12 protein-coding genes are annotated in these 24,491 nt (G+C 46.0%); 5 read left to right on the top strand and 7 right to left on the bottom strand.

Features of this window, described 5'->3' with window-relative positions:
* The first annotated feature begins 36 nt into the window (after nt 1-36).
* Genes V7S65_RS16755 through V7S65_RS16735 form a run of 5 tightly spaced genes read left to right on the top strand, consistent with a single transcriptional unit; the run spans nt 37 to nt 8,375 of the window.
* Nucleotides 37-3,537 carry a SusC/RagA family TonB-linked outer membrane protein gene (locus V7S65_RS16755; protein WP_336387347.1) on the top strand — a complete coding sequence of 1,167 codons (3,501 nt, stop codon included), beginning with the start codon at nt 37-39 and terminating at the stop codon, nt 3,535-3,537.
* A 10-nt stretch (nt 3,538-3,547) separates the two neighbouring features.
* A complete protein-coding gene (locus tag V7S65_RS16750; RefSeq protein ID WP_336387346.1) occupies nt 3,548-4,963 on the top strand; it encodes a RagB/SusD family nutrient uptake outer membrane protein in 1,416 nt (471 codons plus the stop codon).
* A gap of 13 nt (nt 4,964-4,976) precedes the next feature.
* Nucleotides 4,977-5,681: a DUF4843 domain-containing protein gene (locus V7S65_RS16745; RefSeq protein WP_336387345.1), complete on the top strand. Its 705-nt coding sequence runs from the start codon at nt 4,977-4,979 to the stop codon at nt 5,679-5,681.
* A gap of 20 nt (nt 5,682-5,701) precedes the next feature.
* Nucleotides 5,702-7,129 carry a PKD-like family lipoprotein gene (locus V7S65_RS16740; RefSeq protein ID WP_336387344.1) on the top strand — a complete coding sequence of 476 codons (1,428 nt, stop codon included), beginning with the start codon at nt 5,702-5,704 and terminating at the stop codon, nt 7,127-7,129.
* Between the two features lie 43 nt (nt 7,130-7,172).
* Nucleotides 7,173-8,375 carry a TlpA disulfide reductase family protein gene (locus tag V7S65_RS16735; RefSeq protein ID WP_336387343.1) on the top strand — a complete coding sequence of 401 codons (1,203 nt, stop codon included), beginning with the start codon at nt 7,173-7,175 and terminating at the stop codon, nt 8,373-8,375.
* 55 nt (nt 8,376-8,430) lie between these two features.
* Here V7S65_RS16735 and V7S65_RS16730 read toward each other — a convergent pair whose 3' ends face one another.
* The 7 genes from V7S65_RS16730 to V7S65_RS16700 form a co-directional block, all read right to left on the bottom strand.
* Entirely contained in the window at nt 8,431-13,884 is a 5,454-nt protein-coding gene (locus V7S65_RS16730) for an Ig-like domain-containing protein (protein ID WP_336387342.1), read from the bottom strand.
* Nucleotides 13,885-14,480: 596 nt separating this feature from the next.
* On the bottom strand, nt 14,481-15,812 hold the full coding sequence (locus V7S65_RS16725; RefSeq protein ID WP_079469224.1) for a PQQ-dependent sugar dehydrogenase: 1,332 nt from the start codon (nt 15,810-15,812) through the stop codon (nt 14,481-14,483).
* Nucleotides 15,813-16,237: 425 nt separating this feature from the next.
* Nucleotides 16,238-17,368 (bottom strand): TlpA family protein disulfide reductase, encoded by a 1,131-nt coding sequence (locus V7S65_RS16720; RefSeq protein WP_336387341.1) that lies wholly within the window; start codon nt 17,366-17,368, stop codon nt 16,238-16,240.
* 94 nt (nt 17,369-17,462) lie between these two features.
* On the bottom strand, nt 17,463-18,926 hold the full coding sequence (locus V7S65_RS16715; protein WP_336387340.1) for a RagB/SusD family nutrient uptake outer membrane protein: 1,464 nt from the start codon (nt 18,924-18,926) through the stop codon (nt 17,463-17,465).
* Nucleotides 18,927-18,948: 22 nt separating this feature from the next.
* Complete coding sequence (locus V7S65_RS16710) at nt 18,949-22,416, bottom strand: SusC/RagA family TonB-linked outer membrane protein (protein ID WP_336387339.1); 3,468 nt, start codon at nt 22,414-22,416, stop codon at nt 18,949-18,951.
* A 190-nt stretch (nt 22,417-22,606) separates the two neighbouring features.
* Nucleotides 22,607-23,740, bottom strand: coding sequence for a FecR family protein (locus V7S65_RS16705; protein ID WP_336387338.1), 1,134 nt, complete (start codon nt 23,738-23,740; stop codon nt 22,607-22,609).
* A 63-nt stretch (nt 23,741-23,803) separates the two neighbouring features.
* On the bottom strand, nt 23,804-24,397 hold the full coding sequence (locus tag V7S65_RS16700) for an RNA polymerase sigma factor (RefSeq protein ID WP_079469219.1): 594 nt from the start codon (nt 24,395-24,397) through the stop codon (nt 23,804-23,806).
* Nucleotides 24,398-24,491 lie beyond the last annotated feature (94 nt).

Genomic DNA, 24,491 nt, shown 5'->3' with positions numbered 1-24,491 from the left:
GTGCGGCTCAATTTATCAACCAAACACCTGCAAATTATGCAAAAAACTGCTTATCAGCTAAGCATTTCCGGCGCGTGCCATATGGCGGCGGTCCGGAAAAAAAAGATTATCAACCAAACGTTGCTGGTAATGAAATTAACCATCCTCCTTTTAACAGGAGCTCTTCTACAGGTATCTGCATCCGGGCTGGCCCAATCGGTTACTTTTTCTGCAAAAAAAGCACCGTTGATAAAGGCTTTAAATGCACTGGAACAACAGACGGGCTATTACACTTTTTTTAAAAGCCGCGAAATTCAGCGGCTGATGGAATCCCGTAGTATCACCATTGCGGCGAAGAATATGCCTCTTAAGCAATTCCTGGACGAGTTGCTTAAAGAAACTCCTTTCACCTATGAGCTGGATGATAATACGATTGCACTACAGATGAAAGCTCAGGCGCCATTACCGGAAAAGAAGGAGGTGAGCACCCCCGCAGCTTCACTTTCCGGACAGGTAACAGATCTTGACGGAAACCCGCTTCCGGGGGCAACAGTGATGGTAGTGAAAACAACGATTGCTACTTCCACCGACGGACAAGGCCGTTTCCAGCTGAATGGTTTACCGGATAATGCCAGCATTGTTATTTCATCTATCGGTTATATGCCAATGGGGCTTCGCCTGCTGGACAATAACACTATTGCCACCGATCCGATACGCCTTATAACAGGCAACGGGCAACCTGATCAAACCGAAGGCAATGCCCAAAGCAATTTTCGCATGCTGTCTTCCGGTATGGTAAATGTGCGCCTGGCCCGGCTGATCAAAGGCATTGAAGGAGTAGTGGTAACCGGGCTTTTCCAGCGCTCGGGCAATAATTTTACCGGGGCATCGAAAACAATTTCCGGTGCGGAATTGAAAAAGGTGAGCGCCAATAATGTGTTTGCAGCGGTGTCGGCACTTGATCCTTCTCTCAGGATTGTACCCAACAATGTTGCCGGCGGCAATATTAACCAGCTTCCTGAAATCCAGATGCGCGGGCAAAATTCATTTCCCAATCTCACTGGTGAGCTGTCTGCCAATCCTAATGCACCGTTATTTATCCTTGATGGATTTGAAGTAACGCTCCAGCGTATCGTGGACCTGGACATGAACCTGATCAACAGTATCACTTTGCTGAAAGATGCGTCTGCCACTGCCATCTATGGTTCCCGCGGAGCAAACGGGGTAATGGTGGTTACTACTGTTACACCAAAACCTGGCAGGATCCAGGTAACATTCAACAATGATTTCAGGTTTACCTCGCCGGACCTGTCTGTATATCATCTTTTAGATGCTGAAGAAAAACTTGATTTCGAACAACGGGCGGGGGTATATACTTCTACAAGTTCGCAGGCACAGCACAAACTCAACGTGTTGCGTAATGAAAGATATAAAGCCATGAAAAGCGGGGTGAATACTGACTGGCTCAGGATCCCGGTTCAGGATGGCATTAGTAACCGTAGTTCATTATACCTGCAGGGCGGCGACCAATCGATCCGGTATGGGTTACAGTTTTCTGCCGACTTGCAATCAGGCGTAATGAAAGGACAGGACCGGAAAAATTATTCCGGGCAGTTTGATCTTAACTACGTAGTCAATAAACTACAGTTTAAAAACTCTGTCCGCATCTTCCAGAATAAGTCAAATGAATCTCCTTACGGCAACTTCAGTGAATATGTAACAATGAATCCGTATTGGGCCCCTTACGATGAGAAAGGAAAACCAAAGCAAATGCTGGAGAATCTGTGGATAAATAACACCTACTACAGGCAAGCGAATCCCGCGTATGATGCGGGTCTTCATTCTGTGAACAGCAACCAGTACTTTGGTATTTCCAATAACTTCCAGATGCGTTATACGCCGGTACCATTCCTGTACATGGAAACAAGCCTGAGTATTAATAAACAGAATGCCTCGGGAGACCAGTTTTATTCCGCCCAGGATTCCCGTTTTGCAGAGATAACGGACCTCAGCAGAAAGGGAAGTTATACCGTAAGAAATGAAAATAGTTTTAACTATGAGAGCCTGACAACCGCTAACCTCAATATCTCACGGGGACCTCACCAGTTGTTTTCAATGCTTGGGTTTAATGTTTCCAGCAGTAATAACAACTATTATTCAGTAGTGACTGAAGGTTTCCCTTTTGATAAACTGGATAACCTGTTGTTTGCTGCGCAGTACGAGACAAACGGACGACCAACAGGAGATGAGAGCACCATCAGGAGAGTGGGTGTGGTATACAGTGGAAGTTATAGTTATGACAACCGTTTCCTGGCCGATGTTTCCGCCCGCCGGGACGGATCATCACAATATGGAACTGAAAAGAAATTTGGAACATTCTGGTCGGCAGGTATTGGCTGGAATATCCATAATGAAGCATTTTTCAATAAAAGCAGCCTGGTGAACAGGCTTAAACTGAGAGCCAGTTACGGTTCTACGGGTTCACTCAATATTCCGGCTTACAGCGCCCAATCCCGGTATAACTTTGGTGTAAATACCAGCTATTTCGGAGAACTGGGAGCGGTCCTCATCGGGCTGGGCAACGAGTTCCTGAGCTGGCAGAATGTGTATAAGGCGAATGTTGGTATGGATGCGGTATTATTAAGAGAGAAACTGGATCTCCGGTTGGACTTGTATCGTGAGAATACCAAAAATTCGCTGACACAGATCACCCTTGCTCCATCCACAGGCTTTAGCAGTTTTGCGGAGAATTTAGGCCAGATCCAGAATACAGGGCTCGAATTCTCTGTACGCTATAAAATCCTGGAGAAGCCCGCTAAGGGGCTCTTATGGTCAGTGAACGTAAATGGATTCACCAATAAAAATATTCTGAAAGAGTTATCCAATAAATTGAAGGCTTCCAATAATAAACTCAATGTGGCTAATAGTGATCAGGTCACTCCCAATATACTGTTTGAAGAAGGAGAATCTATTAACACCATTTATGCGGTTCGTTCGCTGGGTGTAGACCCGGCAACCGGTTCGGAAGTCTATCTTACAAAAGACGGAAAAAGAACTTTCACCTGGGACGCAGCAGATAAAGTACCGGTGGGCATTAACCAGCCTAAATGGAATGGTAATTTTGGCACCAACTTTATGCTGAAGGGCTTTGAGGTCAACCTGATCTTCAATTACCAATGTGGTGGCCAGCTCTATAATCAGACACTGATAGACCGTGTTGAATCAGTGAATCCCGCGTTTAACGTAGACCGGAGGGCATATGATCTCGGCTGGTCCGGCCCGGGAGATGTAAGCCCATATACACGTATCGGTGTTTCCACCCAACCTACCCGCCTGACCTCCCGTTTTGTTCAAAACGATAACAACCTGACACTTAGTTCGGCCTCCTTCGGATATAACTTTTACAGGAGTCCGCTTATAAAGAAACTTGGCATGCGGAGCTTACAGGTAACAGCCATCACCAATGACTTTTTCCGTGCAAGCAGTATTCAGATAGAACGTGGTACCAGCAATCCATTTGCCCGTACTTATTCCCTTTCACTCAGAGCCGGCTTTTAAAATTATGAATATGAAAAAGAGTTTGACTATAATAATATGCCTGGTCGCATCTTTGGTGTTCAGCAGCTGTAAAAAATTCCTGGATGTAAAGCCTAAATCCGTTATTTCGGAAGATCAGCTGTTCGCTTCTGAAATTGGTTTCCAACAGGCGCTTACCGGTGTATATTCCCAGCTGGCCAGCCGGGCATTATATGGCGACAACCTGTCAATGGGATTTGTGTCAGCACTGGCGCAAAACTACGCAGTGTCCGGAGCCGGCGCGCCATTTGTTCAAACACGGGCATTGAACTTTGCATCTGCAGAGGTAATTGGATATACCAATAATATCTGGGATACGGCATATGCTGCCATCGCCGGTGTAAACAAGATCATTGCCAGCACTGAAAAAAGAAAAGATGTTCTCTCTGCCACCAGCTATGCGCTTATACGGGGAGAGGCGCTTGCGCTCAGGGCATTCCTTCACTTTGAAGTATTGCGAATGTTTGGTCCTGAGTATACCACAGGCGCAGCGATGAAGGCTATCCCCTATAAAACCACCGTTGACCAATACGCAAAAATACCTTCTGTTACGTCGGAAGTAGTGACATTGGCGCTCGCAGATCTTAGCGAGGCGGCAGATCTGATGAAAGATGCTGATCCTGTTTTAACTGGTTCACAGAACAGGCGCATCAGGATGAATTATTTTGCTGTAAAGGCCCTGGAGGCAAGGATCTGCATTTACGCAGGAGACAAACAGGGCGCTTTCCAGGCAGCTGCTGTGGTAGTGAACTCCGGTAAATTCCCGTTTGTAACCCCTTATGCCGCTTCATCCGCCGCAGGTTACCGGGATCGTCTTTATATTGATGAAGAGATATTTTGTATCCGTGTGCGTGATATAAAGAACTGGGCGGAACGGCAATATTTCCGCTTTAACGGAAGCGCCAGCCAGAAGCTGACAAGAAGTGCCGGCAACTTTAGCACACTTTATGAAACTGCAGCAGGCGGCGCCACTGATTTCAGATTTCTTTACCGTATTGAACAGGACGGAGGCGTCCCCTTTCCTTCTAAATTCTGGCAGACATATCAGTTTAATACACTGGATTCAAACAGACTGGATCAGCATGTACCAGCCATCCGTTTATCTGAAATGTACTATATCATGGCGGAAGCGGCTGTAACACCGGAAGAAGGCGCCGGTTATCTGAATACAGTGCGGAAAAACAGGGCGCTGCCTGAGCTTCAGGCAGGTACCATTACCCAGCAAATACTGGAGAAAGAAATCACTAAAGAGTATCAGAAGGAGTTTTACGCGGAAGGGCAGTTATTCTTTTACTATAAACGAAAAAAGATAACCAAAATGCTGTTTATGACCGCTGAGATTCCGCTTAGTAAGTATGTGCTTCCTATACCTGAGTCTGAACTGGAATTTAATCCTAACTACAACTGATAAATCCTGTTTTATGAAGTACCTGTTATTTCTCAACATATTGTTTCTGATGGCAGCCTGTAAAAAGGAGAATATATCAACCTATAAAGGTCCCGACGGGATTACATTTTATGTAGATGAGTATGAAGCAGACAGCCTCAGTTATTCCTTTGCGTATTCCCCGGTTCTCAAAAACAGGGATACCGTTTTTCTTAAAATGCGTGTGGTAGGCGCGGCAGCCGACTATCCCCGGGTTATTTCCGTAACAGCAGGCGCGGGGTCAACAGCCAGGCAGGGTAAAGACTACGAGCTACCGGAAATTACGTTGCCGGCCGGCGCTTTAACTGTGCTGTATCCTGTGGTGCTGTTGAATTCACCGGAGATGACTACCACCACTTTCCGGCTTGTTGCCCAGGTTGCCCCGGGTAAGGATTTTCAGGTAGGCGCCACAGGGCGTGAGACCGGAGGAACAACCAGCCTCGAAAAAATTATCATTGACGTGAGTAACAAGATCATTAAACCTTCTTATTGGGACGAGGTAGAGAGTGCATTCGGAGCATTCAGTGAGCGTAAGTTCAGGTTTATGGTGCAAGTTACCGGTCTTTCTGATTTTTCTTCCGATGCAATCGGCGTGGATGGTTATTACAATTTGCCGGTTAAATTACGAAATGCCCTTGCCGAATATGAAGCCGTCAATGGGCCATTGATAGATGAATCCGGCAACGTGGTCACCTTTTAGTTCAACTCAAAATTAAATTCATGCGTAAATATATATTCAGAGCATTCCTCGCAATATTGGCGCTGGCCTGGGCTTCCTGTCAAAAGGATAATCAGCGGTTTGTTTATGATAAACTAAACACAGTTTCCATCAAAACAGCTGATTCGTCATTTGTGATAACACAACTGGATACACTTAGTATTCAAACACAACTGACAGAGTCTATACCTTCAGGGGATAGTTATACTTATGAGTGGAAGGCCTATATGGTAGGAGAAAATGCCGTGATATTATCTGATAAGAAAGACCTGAAAGTGGCAGTTAACCTGTCACCAGGCTCATATGACCTGATATATACCGTAACAAGTGTGAAGACGGGTATATCTTCTTTTATGTTGTATCCGCTTACTGTAAACGGAGCATTTTATGAGGGGTGGCTGGTGGCTGCAAACCAGGATGGGAAGGCCCGGTTGTCTTTTATCCGGGCAAACGATTCCGTGTTTTTTTCTCCGGCGGAAGATGTGAACAAGACTACTTACCCTGGAAAGGCCCTGGGGGTCAATGCCGGTATTACCAGTAGCTATGCAAATCTTGCGCTGGTGATGTTTTATACAGACCAGGGTGTTTACAGGTTCAATGCCGACAATTTTATTCAGAATGGTACTACAGCAGATATTTTTCCGGAGCCGAAGCAATTTTCTGCTTCATGCGCGTATGCCATGAGTAAAATACCTTACGATCAGTATATTGTCGCTGACGGAGGACTGTATGCAGGCATCGGACCTTTGTTTTATCCCCAGGATGTGTTGAAGCCTTATTCTGAAAGATTAACAGGTGATTATACCCTTTTCCCGGTGGTGATAAACTCCGCCACTGCTGTCACCTTATTTTATGATAATAAGTACAGGCGATTTATGTCTGTTCCGCTGGGCGACAGAATGTTGAGTCCTGTATCTGCGAGTCCGGGCGCTGTTTTCAATATGGCTGATGTTGGAAAGAAGATGATTGGCTGGGACTATGGAACGCAGTCTGTAATTTCATCTGATGAAATCTACTTTGTTATGCAGGATGATGCCGGTATCCGCTACCTGTACTCGCTTAAAGGGGCAACCCCGGAATTAAGCCAGCAGATCGGCAATAGTCCGGACATAGAGAAAGCCTCCGCTTTTGCTGCTTCCGGGGTTGTAAAGCATCTTTATTATGCTGCAGGTAATAAAATTTATCTCTATGATATACTGGCGAATTCTTCGAAAATGGTATACACGTTTCCCGACGGCGTAAAAATAAAAGACCTGAAAATGTTGTCCATCACCAGTAAAAGAATTGTGGTGGCTACTAACACAGGAACTGCGGGGGAAGTATATTATTTCGACCTGGATAATCTGGGAGATATTATCAATCACACCTATGTTAAGAAATTCACCGGGTTTGGTGAGATTATAAATCTCAGCTACAGATCAGCTAACTGAGATAGGCAATAATTTTTTTCATTTTCTATTATTAACTACAAGTATGAACAGCAATAGACTATTTTTTTTCCTCGGTTTTATATTATTTTCCCTGACCGCGTCCGGACAGCAGAAAAAAAATGCAAAATATACCTTAACCGGTAATATTGAAGGCCTGGTGAGTAAGGCCGGATATGCTAAAGGGAAGAACTTTACAGCAGGGTATGTTTACCTTTCAGGAATAGTACGTAACGGTGCCTACACAACGGATTCCGCCAAACTAACTGATGGCCGTTTTATATTCACGGGAAATGTTGATGAACCTTCCATGGCCTATATTTTCTGTAAGCCCGGAGAACGTAATTCCCCTGTTGTCCTGATGATGTTTCTTGAAAATTCAAATATCTCTGTTACCGGCAAATACAGCCCGGATGAAAATTCAGTAAAGGATCCGCAAATAAAAGGATCTGCAGTACAGGATGAATATGCCGGGTTATTTGAAAATGCGAACAACATTTCAGGAAGAACTGAAATAAGGAGGCAGTATGAAGTAGCCATGAAAAAAAATGATACCGCGAAACTTGCCGCCCTCAGAAAGGAAGGAACAGCAGCGATGGAAAAGTATACTGATTATATGAGAGAATACACAAGTACGCATCCTGCCAGTTTTGTTAATCTGTACCTTTTAAGTGATTACATACCCCGTGAAGAAAGCGGGCTGACGGAACTGGAGAATGAATTGAAGAAGTTCGATAAACAACTTCAATCATCTTTCCTGGCAAAAAATATTATCAGTGCAATAGCTGATCAAAGAAAGCGGTTACAAATTGGACCCGGTATACAGGCAATTGATTTTAGTCAACCTGGTGTTGATGGCAAGATCGTTAAACTGTCCGATTATGCCGGCAAATATGTGCTGTTGGATTTCTGGGCGTCCTGGTGTGGCCCTTGCCGTGCTGAAAATCCCAATGTGCTCAAAGCCTACAACACTTTTAATAAAAAAGGCCTTGAAATATTATCCGTATCATTGGATGAAAACCGGGCAGCATGGTTGAAAGCGGTGAAGGCAGACAAGTTACCCTGGTTACAGGTTTCCGATTTGAAGGGCTGGAAAAATGAAGCCGGTAGCAAATATATGATCCAGTCAATTCCCGAGAATTTTCTGATTGATCCAAACGGGAAAATTGTGGCTAAAGGCTTACGCGGGGAACAATTGCATAAAGAATTAGAAAAGATATTTCATAGAGGCGACATCACTTCCAGGTAATAGCTTAAAAAAAGAGAACGTCCATTTGGACGTTCTCTTTTTTCTTAAAACAAAGTTATTGTTTCACTACTTTCATCGTCTTGCTTTGAGGGCCCTGACTAATATTGATATAATAAATACCTGGTTGCAGGTTTTGACCAACCTGGTAATAGGCACCGGTATTTATCTTTGCAGAATAAATGATGTTGCCGGTGTTATTAACAATAATAAGCAGCGCCGGTGCTTTCGAGGAAGAAGTCATTTTTACATTAAACACGCCACCGGAAGGATTCGGATATACTTCCGTTGTAAAATCCAGTTTGCCATGGTTGTTTAATTTGTTATCCACCACGGAGATGCTGTTTTGATTTTCCGTTATACTTTCCAGGGAATCTGCAGCTGTTAATGTCCGCACTTCGATGGCAGCTATTGAGCCGCTATAAGGATCATACAACCCTGTTTTAGGATAAAACATTACCGTTATCAGACCCGTGCTGTTTGCTGTTGCCCTGATGGTCCGTATAACAGCGGTATTCAACCTGTTGCCTGCGGCCTGGTAGATATTAAAGTCTGTAAGGCTGTCAAGGCCGTTGCTGGCTTTTACACTGAATATCCTTTTGTTTTTTTCCGTCTCCTGTGCTTCAACGAAATGCATCCGGATATTATACGTGGTGTTAGGAGTGAGTCCACGCAGGTAATAACGCATCTGGGAGACATTGCTTTTGAACACGCGTATATACTCGTATACCTGTGGTGGAGCGGGGTCGGTTACATATGACACATTTACGGGGGAAGTCACTCTTTGTACCCAGGTATAGCCTGCATGCCATAGCTTATCGGTACCGGTGGGTCCTTCCGGAACATATTGCGCAAAGGTGGTATTTGCATACGGGCCGGGAGGCGTAAGCGTAGTGCCCGCGTTGATACCATAAACGGCCGATTTATTTGTCTTTAAAACTTCTATACAATAGTCATCCACCCATACTGTGCCGGGTCCAACTTTGGATACCCAGTAAGTAAGCCCTGTTGCACTGTCGGGCACATTGATGGTATCTCTTATCTGGGCCCAGTTCTCCCGGTATGCGGCCACATTGTCTATCTGTTTTGAATAAACGGTATCCGTAGGAGCGCCCAGGCTATCTACAAACCCAATACCATATCCTGACCACCAGGGATAACCACTGGCGTCTTTTTCTACTTTAACCCATTGACTAAATACGATAACGCTGCCGCCTCTCACTGGTATGGAATCTTGTATGTTCAAAGAGGTGTTTGCTGTAGTGAAACCCATTGTGGTGGCTTTGTCGCCGGAATGGCCTTTCCCGCTAACGGTGTATGCAGCGCCTACTGTAGCAATGCGGTCTTTATAAGCTATCCAGTTAATAAGTCCACTTTCAAAACCATAATTGGGTATTCCTCCACATGAATCAAACGGCACCACTGTTACCGGCAAGGCAGCTGAAACGCCTGAGCTGTCCCGGGTATTGACGTTAATGGTAGCGGCGCCTTGTTTAATAGCGGTGACAAGACCGGTACTGTCGACGGTAGCTACTGTTACATTGGAACTACTCCAGCTTACTTTTTTAATGGTGGTATTAGCAGGCAGGAAGTTAACTTTTACCCGTAGTGTATCCTTCTCCCCGATAATGGCGGTAGATGGTTGCAACGTAAGACCGGTAGCCAGCACATTGGCTACATGAATATTGGCCTGTACAGCAATAAGCGGGTTATCGACCGAGGTGGCGGTTACTATTACGTCGCCTTGTTTGATACCGCTGATAGTGCCATTGCTGCTTACTTTGGCGATGGTTGTATCTGAGGATGTCCATACTACTCCTTTATTGCTGGCTTTGGCCGGGTTGATGGTGGCATTCAGCTGGAGGGTTGATCCTGCAAACACATTAGCCGAAGTGCTATCCAGCGTTAAGGATGTAACAGGTATGTAGATCACCGTATAGGTTTTGGCAGCGGTAAAACTGCTTTCCGCAGAGGTAGCGGTGATGGTAACCGTGCCGGCAGCTTTTCCTGTTACCACGCCATTCAGGTCTACAGTAGCGATGGCGTCATTGGAAGATTTGTACACCAGGTTGCGGTTGGTAGCATTTGCCGGTGTAGTGGTCAGTTTCAGCGTATCCGTATAGCTTACATAAAGATTGCTGCTGTCTGAACTGATGCTGATTCCCTGGAGTGGGATGATAGATACCTCAAGGGCGGCTATAGATGCGCTGTAAGGATCGCCGGTGCCAGTTTTAGGAATGAACATCACAGTGATTACACCTGCGTTGTCAGCTTTTGCCTGCAGGGTGCGCGTGATCACTGTATTCAGTTTATTGCCTGCAGCCTGGTAAATGTTGAAGTTAATGAGGCTGTCGCCGCTGGTTTTCACATTAAACACCCGGTTGGCTTTGTCGGTATTGCTGGGCTCAACAAAGTGCAGGCGCAGCGAGTAGTTGGCATTTGGAATCAGGTTGCGGAAGAAATAACGCAGCTGGCTCGCACTAATTTTACCGATGCGCATATACTCATATACCTGGCTGGGAGCAGGTGCTGTTACCTGGCTCTGGTCCATCGTTGCCGCGTTACGAACGCTCCAGGTATACCCTGCATGCCATAGTTTATCGGTTCCGGTAGGCCCTTCGGGTATATACTGGCCGACCGCCGTATTCTGGAGTGGCGTTGCCGGACTTCCCGTGGTGGCTGTTGTACCTGCATTAATGGCTGTTACAATGGTATTCACGACCAGCTGCACGGTTTTAGTGGCGCCTCCGTCTGCGGTGGAAATGGTGAGAGTGGTAGTGCCCAGTTTTAAGCCGGTAACCACGCCGTTGGCATCCACTTTTGCAATAGTACTATCCGCCACGGACCAGTTCAGGGTTTTATTGGTGGTATTAGCGGGTGTAATAGCAGCAGTGATCTGCTTAGGTGTATTCATGGTACCATACGCCACACTGTCTATCGTGATACCGGTGGATATAGTGGGAGGAACGACGACGATCTGTCTTGTATCTGTTTTTCCTCCATCGACCGATGTAACGGTAATAGTAACGGTACCTGCATTAATGCCGGTCACCTTCCCGACCAGATCCACTTTAGCGACGGCGGTATCAGAGGAGCTCCAGGTAACAGCCGGATTGGTGGGATACGTAGGCGTGAGCTTTGTGTTCAGCTTCACAGAGAATCCTTTTACAATAGTGTCTGATGCGGGGTTGACTATTTCTACCGACTGAACAGGGCCGGCTACCGGGGAGCCGAAAAAGATGCCATTCCCGCTGATGGCAAGAAACATTCTTCCCTTATTGTCTGCTGTAATATTCTGCACTACGCCTGGGACCCGGTCCAGGATGGTGGTCCAGGTACGGCCGGTATCATCTGAGCGGAAGGCGCCGTAGGTGATGCCATTGATGGGAAGGACCTGGGCGGTGGCGTACAAAGCCAGGTGCGCATTGGCGGTGGTGTCGGACATGGCGGCAGCTATCCACTTGGGTTTGAAATTTTCGCCACCCACCTTACTGAATGTTTTACCGGTGTCTGAGGTATGATAAAGAGCGGCGTATTGAGGATAGGCGTCATCGTAAAATGCGATCCATACATCTCCTGTTTTCCCCGGCGTTGCTTCAATGTTGGAGGTAGTGGCATAAGAAGAGCCATTGGGATTGCTGCCTGCGTTTGCAGTAAGACCTGTGGCGGTTGTTTTCTGGAATGATCTCCCGCCATTGGCGCTTACATAAAAGGAACCACGGTCCCATATATAGAAATAATCGCCGTTCACCTTATCCGCTACGAGATGGTTTTGCCCGGGATACAGGTTGAACTGCGGGCCCGAGGGTAAGATGCCCGAAGAAGTACCGGTGGATTTTGTCCAGGTGGTGCCCAGGTCTTCTGACCAGTAAACATTACCGGGAGCATTCGCATCTATTTGGGTAAGCCAGAGGATGTTTCTGCGGTTAGCGGATACGGCTACACGCCCACGTAAGCCAGGCGATTTTGGAAAAAGCGTATAGGTATCGCCACCATCGGTGGAGTAACCCGCGCGCGATTTATCGATTTCCGAAGCCGCCGGGCCGTCGCAGCCTACCCGAACAATAAAATCAGGGTCGGTATACTGGAAAGCAACACCCTGCATATTAAACGCGGAGTAGATGCCGTAATGCAGCGCGGTGCCGGAAACGGCGCCCTGGTTCAGCGGCTCCGTAAGGGAACGGTGATGGGCGCCTCCCACATCTGCAGTAGCGGTGAGCAACAGGTTCTTGCCACTGGGAGGAGCTGACATAGGACCTGTTATCACGATTTCTTCCAGGCCCACCACGCGGATCTTCCAGTTGGAAATGGGGTCAAAGATATTATCGGTGCAGAGCACGTCCAGCATATCATTGATCCATATCCTGTTTGGGTAAAAAGGGTCCCAGGTAAAAGCAGCAGCATTATGCCCTGGCGAATTGTAATATAACCCGTCATTCGCCGAGTGCGGCGCTTCAGAATTATCGCGGGTAATTTTTCCCTGTGTATAGGAGCCGGGGGCGCCGCCCTGCCTTGAAATATAATAAGGATCTTTTTGCCAGCTGCCACGGGTGCTTACAACAATATCATTTGAATTAGCGGGGTTCACCGCTACTTTGGAGAAGTACCTATCGCTGTTAATAGGATCAGGATCTAAAGTTACAGGAGAGACGTCCTGCCAGCTACCGTTCTTATACTTGTAGACGCCTTTTTTTTGATTCTCTGTTCCGGCAGATACGTACAGGGTTCCATCTGCGTGAATCGTGGCCCGGGCAGAAAACTGGGGGCTGTTACTCATCAGTGTGAAAGAAGCACCACCGTCATCAGATATGAGTATACCTGTGGACTTGCCGATGTAAATGCGCTTGCTAACATTCTGGCCGTTTATGGAAACCGTACCGGAACTTTTGTCGAAAAGAATAAAAGAGCAGACACCTGTTGCTGTGACGGCGCTTACCTGCGACCAGCTGGCGCCGGCATTCTCCGTTTTCCAGGCGCCATTCTGGTCTGTAACCACCCATACATTGTTACCATTGGAAGGGTCTACCTGAATACGATCCCCGTAATTCTGCGTACTGTTGGGATGTACAACGATGGGAACATTGAGGTCGGTCCAGGAGTCACCCCTGTCGGTACTCTTCATGATAGTACCCAGCGAGCTTGAACCTTTGCCAGGCGAAGGACCGGCGCCATTTTCCACGGTCGCATAAAGAATATTGCCGGTGGCATCGCTGGGATCTACCCCGATGCTGCCGCAACGCTGGTTAACTTCCCAGTTCCAGTAGTTGACGGGTATTTTTTTAAATAGCATTAAATGCTCCCACTTCTGCAGGGTTTTATTCCATCGGTATGGAGTGCCTACATCGGTGGTGATGAAATAAAGATCAGGTACCATCGGGTGCGCCACAAAAGAGGGCAACGAGCCGGACCCGCCTATCCGGACCTGGTTCCAGGTATACGTTTGCGCGCGTATGGCCTGCGAGCCGGTTAAGTAAAAAATTGTTAGCAGTAAAGTGTAGAAAATCTTTCGCATGTTCATAGTGGAATTATTAAAGGATTGTTTAGAATATCCTATTTGGTTACTTGTCCATAGGTCGGAATATGATGTGGCACAGCATGCTGTTCATCCCTGGCAAAAAATCCGGTAACAGTGCGCCGACGTCCAGGTGAAGTTTATCTGAACTTCATTAAAGCCTACGGTAGAGATTATCTGGTTGATAATGTTTAAAGCGACATTATGCGCTGACTACGGATATTTTCTTTGCCTGCTCTTTTAATTAAATGAACCAGGTTTTCATAAATGTTCTACTGTGGCCGTTTTGAAGAGAATCGTGCGTTCTCAATGGAATTACTATGTCCCAGGTACTGCTTTAGTGCATGTATTAAAATTGAAGGGTGAAAGAATAGTAATTGGTTGATAAATAGGTAATACGTTTGTGAAAGACAGACTACGTAGCCGGAACGAAAAAATATTTTTGGAATGGGGAATTCCTGCGCGATCTGCGCAAAACAGGTGAAGGAAGGGGGCTATACGCCTGTTTTAATAATACCCCCGGCATGCTATAAAAAACGGCGGCGTTAAATGAGTTGGTGTTGCTCATTTAACGCCGCCGGTATGGAGGAAGTGGATTATTTTTTTGCGGCTACCCGCCAGATAGTATTGGAGGCATCATCCGATACCAGTAATGCGCCATCTTTAGCCATAGTAACACAAACAGGGCGGCCATGAACCTCACTTTTAACTTCATTTGCGATAAACCCGGTCAGGAAATCTTCTGCTTTACCGGCAGGTTTACCATCTTTGAACGGCACATAGATCACTTTGTAACCAGAGAGATAGTCGCGGTTCCATGAGCCATGTTGACCAATAAATGCGCCGTTGCGGTATTTTTCGGGAAATGCAGTGCCTTTATAAAAGTGCAGTCCAAGTGATGCCGAATGCGCCATCAGGGCAAAGTCCGGCACCAGCGCACTTTTTACCAGTTCGGGCGCCTGGCCTTTAAGACCTGGATCTTCATGCTGACCAAAATAGGAATAAGGCCATCCGTAAAATGCGCCATCTTTCACGCTGGTAAAGTAATCAGGCACGAGGTCGTTACCCAGCTGATCGCGTTCGTTTACTACCGTCCACAGGGTATGTGTGCCCGGTGCCCAGTCCATACCAACCGGGTTGCGTAACCCGCTCGCATATACTCTGACGCCGGTGCCATCCGGATTTACTTCCAGGATGTTAGCCCTGTTTTTTTCATTTTCCATTCCGTGTTCTGCGGCATTGGTGCCGGAACCTACGGAGACATACAGTTTGGTGCCGTCTTCACTCCGGATCACATTGCGCGCCCAATGGTTATTATAACCACCTGCGGGAAGATCTAAAATTTTCTTTCCTTCTGCTTTCATTTCCGTCATGCCGGCAGTGTATGGATATTGTACCAGTGCATCGGTGTTGGCCACATAAAATTTGTCGTTCAAGATCAGCATGCCCATTGGCTGGTTGAGCTTTTCCAGGAAAACATGCCGCTCATCTGGCACTCCGTCCTGGTTGGTATCACGGAACATGGTGATCCTGTTGGCAGTAATGCTGTTATTTTCTGATTTGGATTTGCCACTGACTGAATTGATCACTTCCTGGCTAAACCGTTTGATGGCATGTGCTTCGGAAACAAAGATGTCGCCGTTGGGCGCCACGTAAATCCATCTGGGATTTTTCAGGCCGTCGGCAAACTTGTTGACTACAAATCCTTCCGGGGCAATTGGTTTGCTGTCATCTTTCCAGCCGATAACGTGACTGAAATTGGTGACCGACGGCGTAGCACCGGGGGCAGGCAGTGAGTCGGGGGGCGTGTTGTTGATGATTTCCAGTGAATCAGCTGCTTTATGCAGCGTTTTTGGCTTGCCACCATTGCATCCATTCAGAACAGTGATCAACGCCATAAAACCGGCAGACAGTAATAGTCTTTCCATACTTAGTATCATTTATATTGTCATAGGGCGATTAACGCCGGGATGTACGCCTTGTTCGAACAGCGCATTTAATATTCTTTTTTATTGATTACCCGGGGTTCAGGTTAAATGGAGGCCATATATAGAAACTTACGCCTGGCCTTCGAAAAAAAATGCTGACAGATCCACCCTCGTATTATTCCGGCTTTATGGTATGTTAAATACCTCCGGCTTTAATCCACGTTAAATATAGGATTCTTCTCTGGAAAATTTCTGCTTAAATTGCAGATAATCATAGTCCCCGCAATGGACGGGACCAGATATACCTCGCCCAATGGGAGCTCAAATTCGCTGAAGTGCTCATTTCATTATACGACTTATGCCAACCACTTAGGCTCGTATTCAGTGGCCTAAGTGGTTGGCATAAGTCGTAGTATCCTGTTATTTTACTTCAATTCCTTTTTGTAACCGGCAAGTTTCTTCTCCGATTCTTTAATGGTATCTTCCATAATGAAACCAGCGAATTTACCTTCCTTCAGGAATTGTCTGGCAGTTGCAATGGCTTTCTCCTGGTATTGCACAGCGCTTTTGTAATCATTCATATTTGCATATGCGCCTGCCATCTCCTCGTAGACCATAGATGCCGGCATCTGTGGCACTTGCAGCTGTGCATTCAGCAACTCTAAAGCATATTCATAAGTTGACTTCTTCCATCCCTTTTGCCTTGCAATTACTGCCGCTGTAGAACCTACATATCCGGGTTTAGTAGCTTGCCAGGGTCTTACAAAAGCCATTGCCGAATCTTCACTGACATGTTCAAGTAAGGTTTGGAACTTAAAGAACCCGAATGTTCCGGCAAAGGGAGGCATGGTGCCAATACCCGAATCCAGCAGCTCAATGGCTTTGCTGTACTGTTTATCAGCAATGGCTTTTTCATAGTCCTTCATTAGGTTTTGAAAGGGAGCCGCCGCAGCATCTGACTGTTCATTTCTTTCCTGTATCTTCTTCCTGGCAGCGGCTACATCGTAATTTCCCGACATTACCACATTTACTACGGAATCCAGTTCGACCGGATGACCTATCCACATAATAATGCCATCCTTCACCATAAATGTGCAGGGAATACCACCTTGTCCGGCAGCCTTCATCCATTCATTTCCCATAAACTGGTCTTTGCTGTCAGTGATAACATTGAAGTCCATTTTGTTGCCGATACCCTTCACAAATTTGCTGACTTTGGGAAGCGAAGATTCATAAGGTTTGTCACCGGTTTTTTCCCAGATATTCACAGCAATTACGGTAGCTTCTTTTTTGTGTTCCCGTGCAAATTCAGAAAGATGTGGCATAGATGCAATGCAGGGGCCGCACCAGGTTGCCCAGAATTCGAAAAGATAAAGATGACCCTTTTTGTACTCCTTAACAGGTGTGCCTTTTAACCATTTTCCGTAACGAAGCTCCGGTGCTTTGTCGCCCACAAATAATTTAGCTTTTTCCTGTCCCAATGAAACAACTGTGAAACAAAGGATAGAAAGAAAAGTCAGACACGCAGTCCTCGAAATCTTCAGATTGTAACTCATTTTTTTGTTAGTTTTTGAAATTTTAAATGCAAAATATTGTCCTTTAGAAGCCATTGGGCTTCTATGAAAAAGTTAATTATGACAGTAAGGGCTCTTAGAAGTTCGGTATAGTCAGTACCACTTTAGGATCGTCCGGTTGAATGATCAACGCTTTCCCGTTGTTATCGGCAGCCTTTCTGATCATGGGTAATCCATTGCGGAAATAGTCATATCCGGCATGTCCTTCAAACGCAAGCTCCATACGTCTTTCTTTGAGAATAGCAGCAAGCAGGTCCTGATCGGCGATGCTGGTGATGTCCGATTCGGGCAGTCCTGCACGGGTGTGGATGGTGCTGAGATCGGCCCTGGCCATTGTGTAATTCTTCATTTTAGCATACGCTTCCGCCCTGTTCAGGTACAATTCGCCGGTGCGCAAAAAGATGTTCGGAGCGCGGGTGATGAGCTGGTTTAGCAATACCAGTAATTTGGTGGTTTCCGTCAGCCCCGTTGCGGCATTAACCCTGAAAAAACTACTGCGTATATCCTGTGCAACAAGTAACTGCTTAAGATCCGAAGAAGGCATAAATATTCCACCCATGCCATAAAGCGGATCATAGTTGTAGAGAATGCCGATCCGGGTATTGCCTGTCATGTTGTCAAAGGCAAAGATGATTTCTTTATTGGAGGCAAATTTAGCGCGGCCAATAGATCCATCCTGGTCATCGGCAAACAGGTTTTTATAGTCGTTTCCCTGCAGCAATGCTAATTTCCCGTTGTTTTGAGTCAATGCACTGTCTGCATAGGTTACGGCTGCCTGGTTATAAGTAGCATCCGGATTGATCATGCTGCCGCCCATATACAGGTACACCCTTGATAATAATGCCCATGCAGCCTCTTTGCTGGCAAAGCTGTTTGTTTTTACCACGGGGGTTTTCATCAATTGCGCCGCTATTTTCAATTCTTCTGTGATATAATCGTACACTTCCTTAACAGTAGATGGTGCTGGAATCTCCTTTGTATCACTTGTCTTTTTTAACGCAACACCGGAACTGTTAGCAGCATTCTGATAGTAAGGCTTGCCGTATAATCTGATCAGGTTAAAATAAGCAAGTGCCCTCAGGAAATGATTTTCGCCTTTTGCGTATAATACATTATTCCGGTCGGCTTCGGATGAGGAGGCGAGATTTGCTTTCTCGAAATCAGCGATTCCCTCCAATGTGGTATTAATGCTTACAATTAACTGATAGGAGCCGCGATAGAAGTCATTGCTGAAACCGAGCGTAGGGCTGTTACTGTTTTGATAGAAGAAGCCGTCCGTCGTTTTTTCTGCAGGGCCGAAGATGCGCAAGGTTACATTGTTGCCACGGCTTTCGGACAAGTTTACCAATGGTTCGTCGTAATACGGAGTGGAATTATCGCGTAGCAAGGAATAATTGCCTACTGTAGCTTCTACAATCCCGGCAACAGACGACAGCTCTCCGTCTTTATCAATTTTAATCAATGGGCTGATCTCATCGATCTTTTTATCGCATGCCGTCGCAAGGAGAGATATAAAAAATATAATGGCGTAATTTTTCATTTTAATACTTTTTAACTTTCAACTAAAATGTAACCTGTAGTCCAAATACATATCGCCGTGGGATACTTAACGGGCCGCCCGCATTACCAAAGTCCTGTGCCTGTCCTACAGAAGGGCCTTCGGGACCGGAGGCCACGATATATTTATTGTAGATGGTGTACAGGTTATCGGCACTTACATACGCGGTAAAGTTGGATAATTTCAGGCGGTTGGTCAGCGATTGTGGCAGATCATAACTTAACCGGATATTGCGCAGGGAGGCATTACTGGCATCGCGCATATATTTGCTTGATCCGAAATAGTCAGTAGTTGCCTGGTAATAAAGTTCCGGCTCGGTAGCATTGGTTTGTCCGGGTGTTGTCCAGGGAATTTGGCTTTTAGTATAGGCCAGCTGGTTAAACCGGTCTACATGTGCTACCTGTGAAGACGCCGCATAGTTATCGATGATCGTATATTTCAATGCAAAAGTTATCAACACACTCAGTGAAAAGTTTTTGTAGGTAAAGGTGTTGGTAAGACCACCATAGAACCTCGGCTGGAAAGAACCAATTGTTTGAAACTGCCTGCTGTCTGAAGCTGCGTCTACTTCAGCAATTGTATTTACATATTCCACGCCGATTCTATTACCCTTCGCATCGAAGATCAGCTTTTCAAATCTCGGTTTTCCTGACTGCGGATCCACACCGGCGTACTTAACAGCTTTTAATGCATTGATATCATCTCCTTTAAAAAGATAATAACTGTTCTGCGGGTAATATCCCTGTCTTAATGAATCATTGGCCACACTAACAATCTGATTTCTATTAAAGCTGATGTTGAAGGACGTACTCCAGGAGAAATTTTTTCTGTTTAAATTTTGAGAATTCATCACCAGTTCTATTCCCTTGTTTTCTACTGTAGCTGCATTCTGCCATTGTGTTGGAAATCCCGACAAAGCTGGCAATAACACCTTCTGCAACAGGTCCTGGGAGCGGCGTTTGTAAACGTCTATTGTAGCCGTTAAACGTTTGAAGAATTCCATGTCAATACCTGCACTCCATGATTTGGTTACTTCCCATCTGATATCCGGATTACCTAATACTGAAATGGTGGCTGCTCCGGCTCCGCTGTACGTGTATCTTGGATCGTACAACGTTCTTGTGAGAAAGTTGTCGCCAAGTTGCGAGCCACTGGTGCCATAGTTGGCCCGTAGTTTTAAATAACTGATCCATTTTACATTTTGCAGGAATTTTTCCTCGCTGGCAACCCATGCACCACCTCCGGAATAGAAAGTACCATAGCGGTTATCACGGCCAAAGCTGCTGGATGCGTCCCTGCGTACAGAAGCACTTAAACTGTATTTACCTTCGTAAGTATATCCGGCTTCACCAAACAAAGAATAAATGGCTTTTACATCCTTTCCACCCTCAATATTACCCGCTTTGGTAGTGGGAATACCGAAGATTGATAAATCTGCCGAGCCACCTATTTCCCGGGCAAGAGAGATAACCGGGTAACCGGCACGCACATGATTTACATTTACCAGCATGTCTTCAACGGTGGTTTGTCCGAATTCCATACCCGCCAGGGCACGGAACACATGGTCGCCCGTTTTTTTATTAAAGGTTAATTGGTTTGAGGTGAGGTAAGACATCAGGTTGCCGGTGGTGGTACCCAAAAATCCCTGAGGGGCAAAATAGGAACTGCCTCCGTTGTAAGTTCTCACATCTGTGTACCGGGTGTTTTTAGTATAGTTAAGATTGCCAGAGTTGGTACTGGAGATACTTAGCCAGTCGGTAATTTTATAGTCCAATTTAGCGGATCCGAAAAACAGCTGTGATTGGAGTTTTGAAAAATTATACTGCCTGTTGAACAGGGGATTGTCGATGATCTTCTGTGTCCCGCCCATTTTAAAGTTAAGCGCCTGGGTAACCGACCCATCTGCAGCATAAGGATTTGCCCACGGGATAAGGGTTTGAATGCCATCAACGGTGTAACCCTGGTCCTGACGACCATCATTCATAATGCCATTAATGGAAACAGTGGCTGTAAGCCTGTCTGTTAAACGGCTTTCAAGGTTCAGCCGGAATGTTTTCCGGATTAAACTGTTGAGGATACCGGTAGCCTGCTCGTTGTAGTACGAGCCACCCATATAGTATTTAGTACGGTCGTTTCCTCCGCTGGCAGACAAGTTCACTTCTGTAGTATTGCTGGTAACGAAAGCGTATTTAGTCCAGTCGTAGGAATTATTCACCTGTTCCAGTGTAGGCAGGCGATAGTCCAGATAATTGTCCAGGGTAGGGAACATGGGAGAGAGGCTGGCATTATTCTGCTTATAATCTTCGGTGTAAAAGCGTTTTTGCAGATCATAGAGTTCTGCACCGTTCAGAAATTTCATGCGCCCGCGATTAGGCTGATTAATTCCGTATTTCACTTCGGCGTTAATGCGTGGTTTTGCATTACTTCCTCTTTTGGTGGTGACTACCAGTACTCCGGCTGCTGCTCTTGATCCATAGATGGCAGTAGCGGCTGCGTCTTTCAGTACAATGATGTCCTGGATTTCCTGTGGTGTAACCAGTTCTTTCAGATTTTGATTCGGCATAATTACTCCGTCCAGTACAATGAGTGGGCCGTAGTTGAGTGCGGGTACCACAAATTCATTGACCTGATCTACACCAACTCCCGCCACACTACTCTGGCCCCTTACAAATATTTGTCCCCCGCTGCTGGTGGGGTCGGCGGCATTCTGTTCAGAAATATACAGACCCGCTGCTCTTCCTTTCAGTAAAGATGCGGGATCAGACGATGTAATGCCCCTTCTGATTTCGTCGCCTGATATTTTCTGTATAGACCCGGTCAACTCTCCGGGCTTTTTAGCCATGTAACCGGTGGAAATGACTACTTCTTTTTGTTCGATCGCTTCCTGCTGGAGCGTGAAGGCGAGTTCCAATGGTTTATCTGTTACAATCAGTTTTCTGCTGATCGTGGAATACCCGATACTGGATATTTCCAGTGTATAAGTACCTGGCGGCACATTCGGCAACACAAATATCCCATCTTCATTGGTAGTTGTGCCTATCGTTGATGGCTTTAATTTTACTGATACACCTGGTAGCATTTTACCATCGGACCCCGCAATAATCCCTTTTATGATCACCGGCGTATTGGCCGCATTATTCTCCTGCAACGACGGATCAGTGCGGGGAGTCACTGGCGTCTTAATTGAAAGTGTGATGGTGGTGTTCCTTAAACTGTACTTTAATGGTTGCTCCTGAAAGAGCAGGTCAAGAAACTTTAATAATGGTAAGTCTTTGACCGTAATTGTCACTGGTTTGGCGATAGACAGCAGTTTCTCATCAAAGAAGAAAACATACCCGGTTTGTTTTTCAGCAAGCGCCAATACCGTCGATAGGTCTTTGTCTTTAACAGACATAGACACGTTACCCTGTGCTGCTATCTTTGCACTAACATGCAGTGTGGCAACAAGCATTAAAATAAATGTAATCCTCATAACTCGCAATGTTTGGTAGAGACAACGAGGCCCGGAGCTGCGGGTCCGCATGCTTTTCGCATTTTTTTGCATAATTTTGGTTGGTTTGGTAAATAACAGGATCTGTCCAGACTTGACTTTTGCCAAATTATAGCCGGGTATGTTGACGCATACCGGCTTTTTGTTTTTTGAAACGATTGGTTTTTGATTGTTAATTATATACTACTATTGTTTTTCCCTCCATTTTAAATTTAATATTCACATCCTGGAGTACTTCCAGTACTTGCGTTAAGCTGAGGTCGCGTTTGATTTTCCCTCTGAATATCCGTGATGGAATTTGTCCCTCATAACGCACATCTACATCGTACCAGCGGCTCAGCTCATTCATGACGGATTGCAGGTTAGACCGGTCAAAGTTAAATAGCCCATACCTCCAGGCCATTACCTGGTCGATGTTGGCATCGTTCACTACCTTAATCTCTGCTTTTCCGGCCGCTGCCTGTTGACCTGGTTTGAGTAATACAGGTGAATTGGCCGGGGTGGACATTGATACGGCGCCTTCCAGCAAAGTGGTTTTAATGATGTTTTCCTCCGGATAAGCGTTTACATTAAAATGAGTACCCAGTACTTTTACCTCCGCCCTACCATTTACACTTACTTTAAATGGTTTTTCCTCACTCTTCGCCACCTCGAAATAGACTTCCCCGCTCATTTCTACCCGGCGCTCCTGCCCCAGGAAAGCAGTTGGGTACCGGATAGAGCTGGCTGCGTTTAACCAAACCGTGGTACCGTCCGGGAGAATGACTTTAAATTGCCCGCCACGGGGAGTACGCAACGTATTATATGTTACTGCATCCCTATCCGACGAAGCCGCATATACAAGCTGTCCTCCCTGTTGCCGTATTGACGAGCCGCCTTGTTGTATGGTGCGGTTACCCGCACTATCCAGTTGCACTACGGAGCCATCGTTCAGGGTAAGGGTAGCACGCTCGTAGCCCGGCGTTACCTTTTCTATTTTTGCGACGCCCGTAATTTCCTGCTGATGCTTTAACTGGAAATAGCCGCCAATACCCAGAAGAAGCAATACCGCTGCTGCTGCTGCCCAATGCCAACGTTGCCTTACAGGCTTCATCTGTACCGGTTTATTAAGAATAGCGGCCAACACGTGGGCTCCACTGGGCGTCTGAACCGTGGTTCCCTGCAGTGCTTCCCATCGTTGGCGCATAACCGATTCCAGCAGCACATCGTCCGATTCCATCACGAACTCCATTAACTTCTGGCGGTCGGCATCAGTGGCCGTACCGTCGAAATAACGATTAAACAATTCAGTCAACTGCTCATTCATGTGGAATAAATTAACGGGTATATATAAATGACACCTGGCTTTTCAAAAAGTATATGGGGAATCTTATTTTTTTTCAAAAAAGATAGAAAGTAGAAGAGTCAGGGCAAGACCCAGTGAAGAACGATCTTTTACGTACTGTGTAATCAGGCCGATGGCCTGCTGCATATATTTTTTAACTGTCGGCAATGCAATTCCCAGTGCTACTGCTATTTCTGCCTGCTTCATTTTCCCGATCCGGTTCATGGTCCATACCTGGCGACAATGTTCCGGCAACTGTGTAATCGCCTCGTCTATGAGGGAAAGATGCCATTCCCTGTTTTCTTCCGTTTCGGCGGTGGGGACTTGCCTGGCAAAATCGTCTAACAACGCATTGCGGCGCGCCAGGTTGCGCATGACATTGAGGGCATGGTGACGGGTCATCACCCAGAGGTAAGGACTGAATCGCTCTACATATTGCAAGGTTTCCCGCCCCTGCCAGATCTTCATAAAAATATCCTGTAAAATACTTTCGGTTTCCGGAGCGGATTGGATGATGCGATTGACGTATGTGTAAAGTAACGGGTAATATTGGTCGAATATGATAGCATATGCCTGCTCATCGCCTTCTGCTATCCTCGACAATAGTTCTTTTTCGTTATATGTTTGATTGGCTGACACCCGTTAAATGAAACACAATCTAGGAAAATTTCTGAAAATCCGCCAATATATGTTGGCCCACTAATTTGAATGCAACAATATAACCCATGCCATT

This window comes from Chitinophaga sp. CCNWYY40, assembly GCF_037483205.1.
Taxonomy (GTDB): domain Bacteria; phylum Bacteroidota; class Bacteroidia; order Chitinophagales; family Chitinophagaceae; genus Chitinophaga; species Chitinophaga ginsengisegetis.
This window is presented reverse-complemented; position numbering and strand designations above follow the sequence as displayed.

Bases quoted from the DNA above. Each gene is read 5' to 3' on its own strand.
- V7S65_RS16710 (WP_336387339.1), bottom strand. From the start codon at position 22,416: ATGAGGATTACATTTATTTTAATGCTTGTTGCCACACTGCATGTTAGT.
- V7S65_RS16745 (WP_336387345.1), top strand. From the start codon at position 4,977: ATGAAGTACCTGTTATTTCTCAACATATTGTTTCTGATGGCAGCCTGT.
- V7S65_RS16720 (WP_336387341.1), bottom strand. From the start codon at position 17,368: ATGAGTTACAATCTGAAGATTTCGAGGACTGCGTGTCTGACTTTTCTT.
- V7S65_RS16725 (WP_079469224.1), bottom strand. From the start codon at position 15,812: ATGGAAAGACTATTACTGTCTGCCGGTTTTATGGCGTTGATCACTGTT.
- V7S65_RS16715 (WP_336387340.1), bottom strand. From the start codon at position 18,926: ATGAAAAATTACGCCATTATATTTTTTATATCTCTCCTTGCGACGGCA.
- V7S65_RS16735 (WP_336387343.1), top strand. From the start codon at position 7,173: ATGAACAGCAATAGACTATTTTTTTTCCTCGGTTTTATATTATTTTCC.
- V7S65_RS16740 (WP_336387344.1), top strand. From the start codon at position 5,702: ATGCGTAAATATATATTCAGAGCATTCCTCGCAATATTGGCGCTGGCC.
- V7S65_RS16705 (WP_336387338.1), bottom strand. From the start codon at position 23,740: ATGAATGAGCAGTTGACTGAATTGTTTAATCGTTATTTCGACGGTACG.
- V7S65_RS16750 (WP_336387346.1), top strand. From the start codon at position 3,548: ATGAAAAAGAGTTTGACTATAATAATATGCCTGGTCGCATCTTTGGTG.
- V7S65_RS16755 (WP_336387347.1), top strand. From the start codon at position 37: ATGCAAAAAACTGCTTATCAGCTAAGCATTTCCGGCGCGTGCCATATG.
- V7S65_RS16730 (WP_336387342.1), bottom strand. From the start codon at position 13,884: ATGCGAAAGATTTTCTACACTTTACTGCTAACAATTTTTTACTTAACC.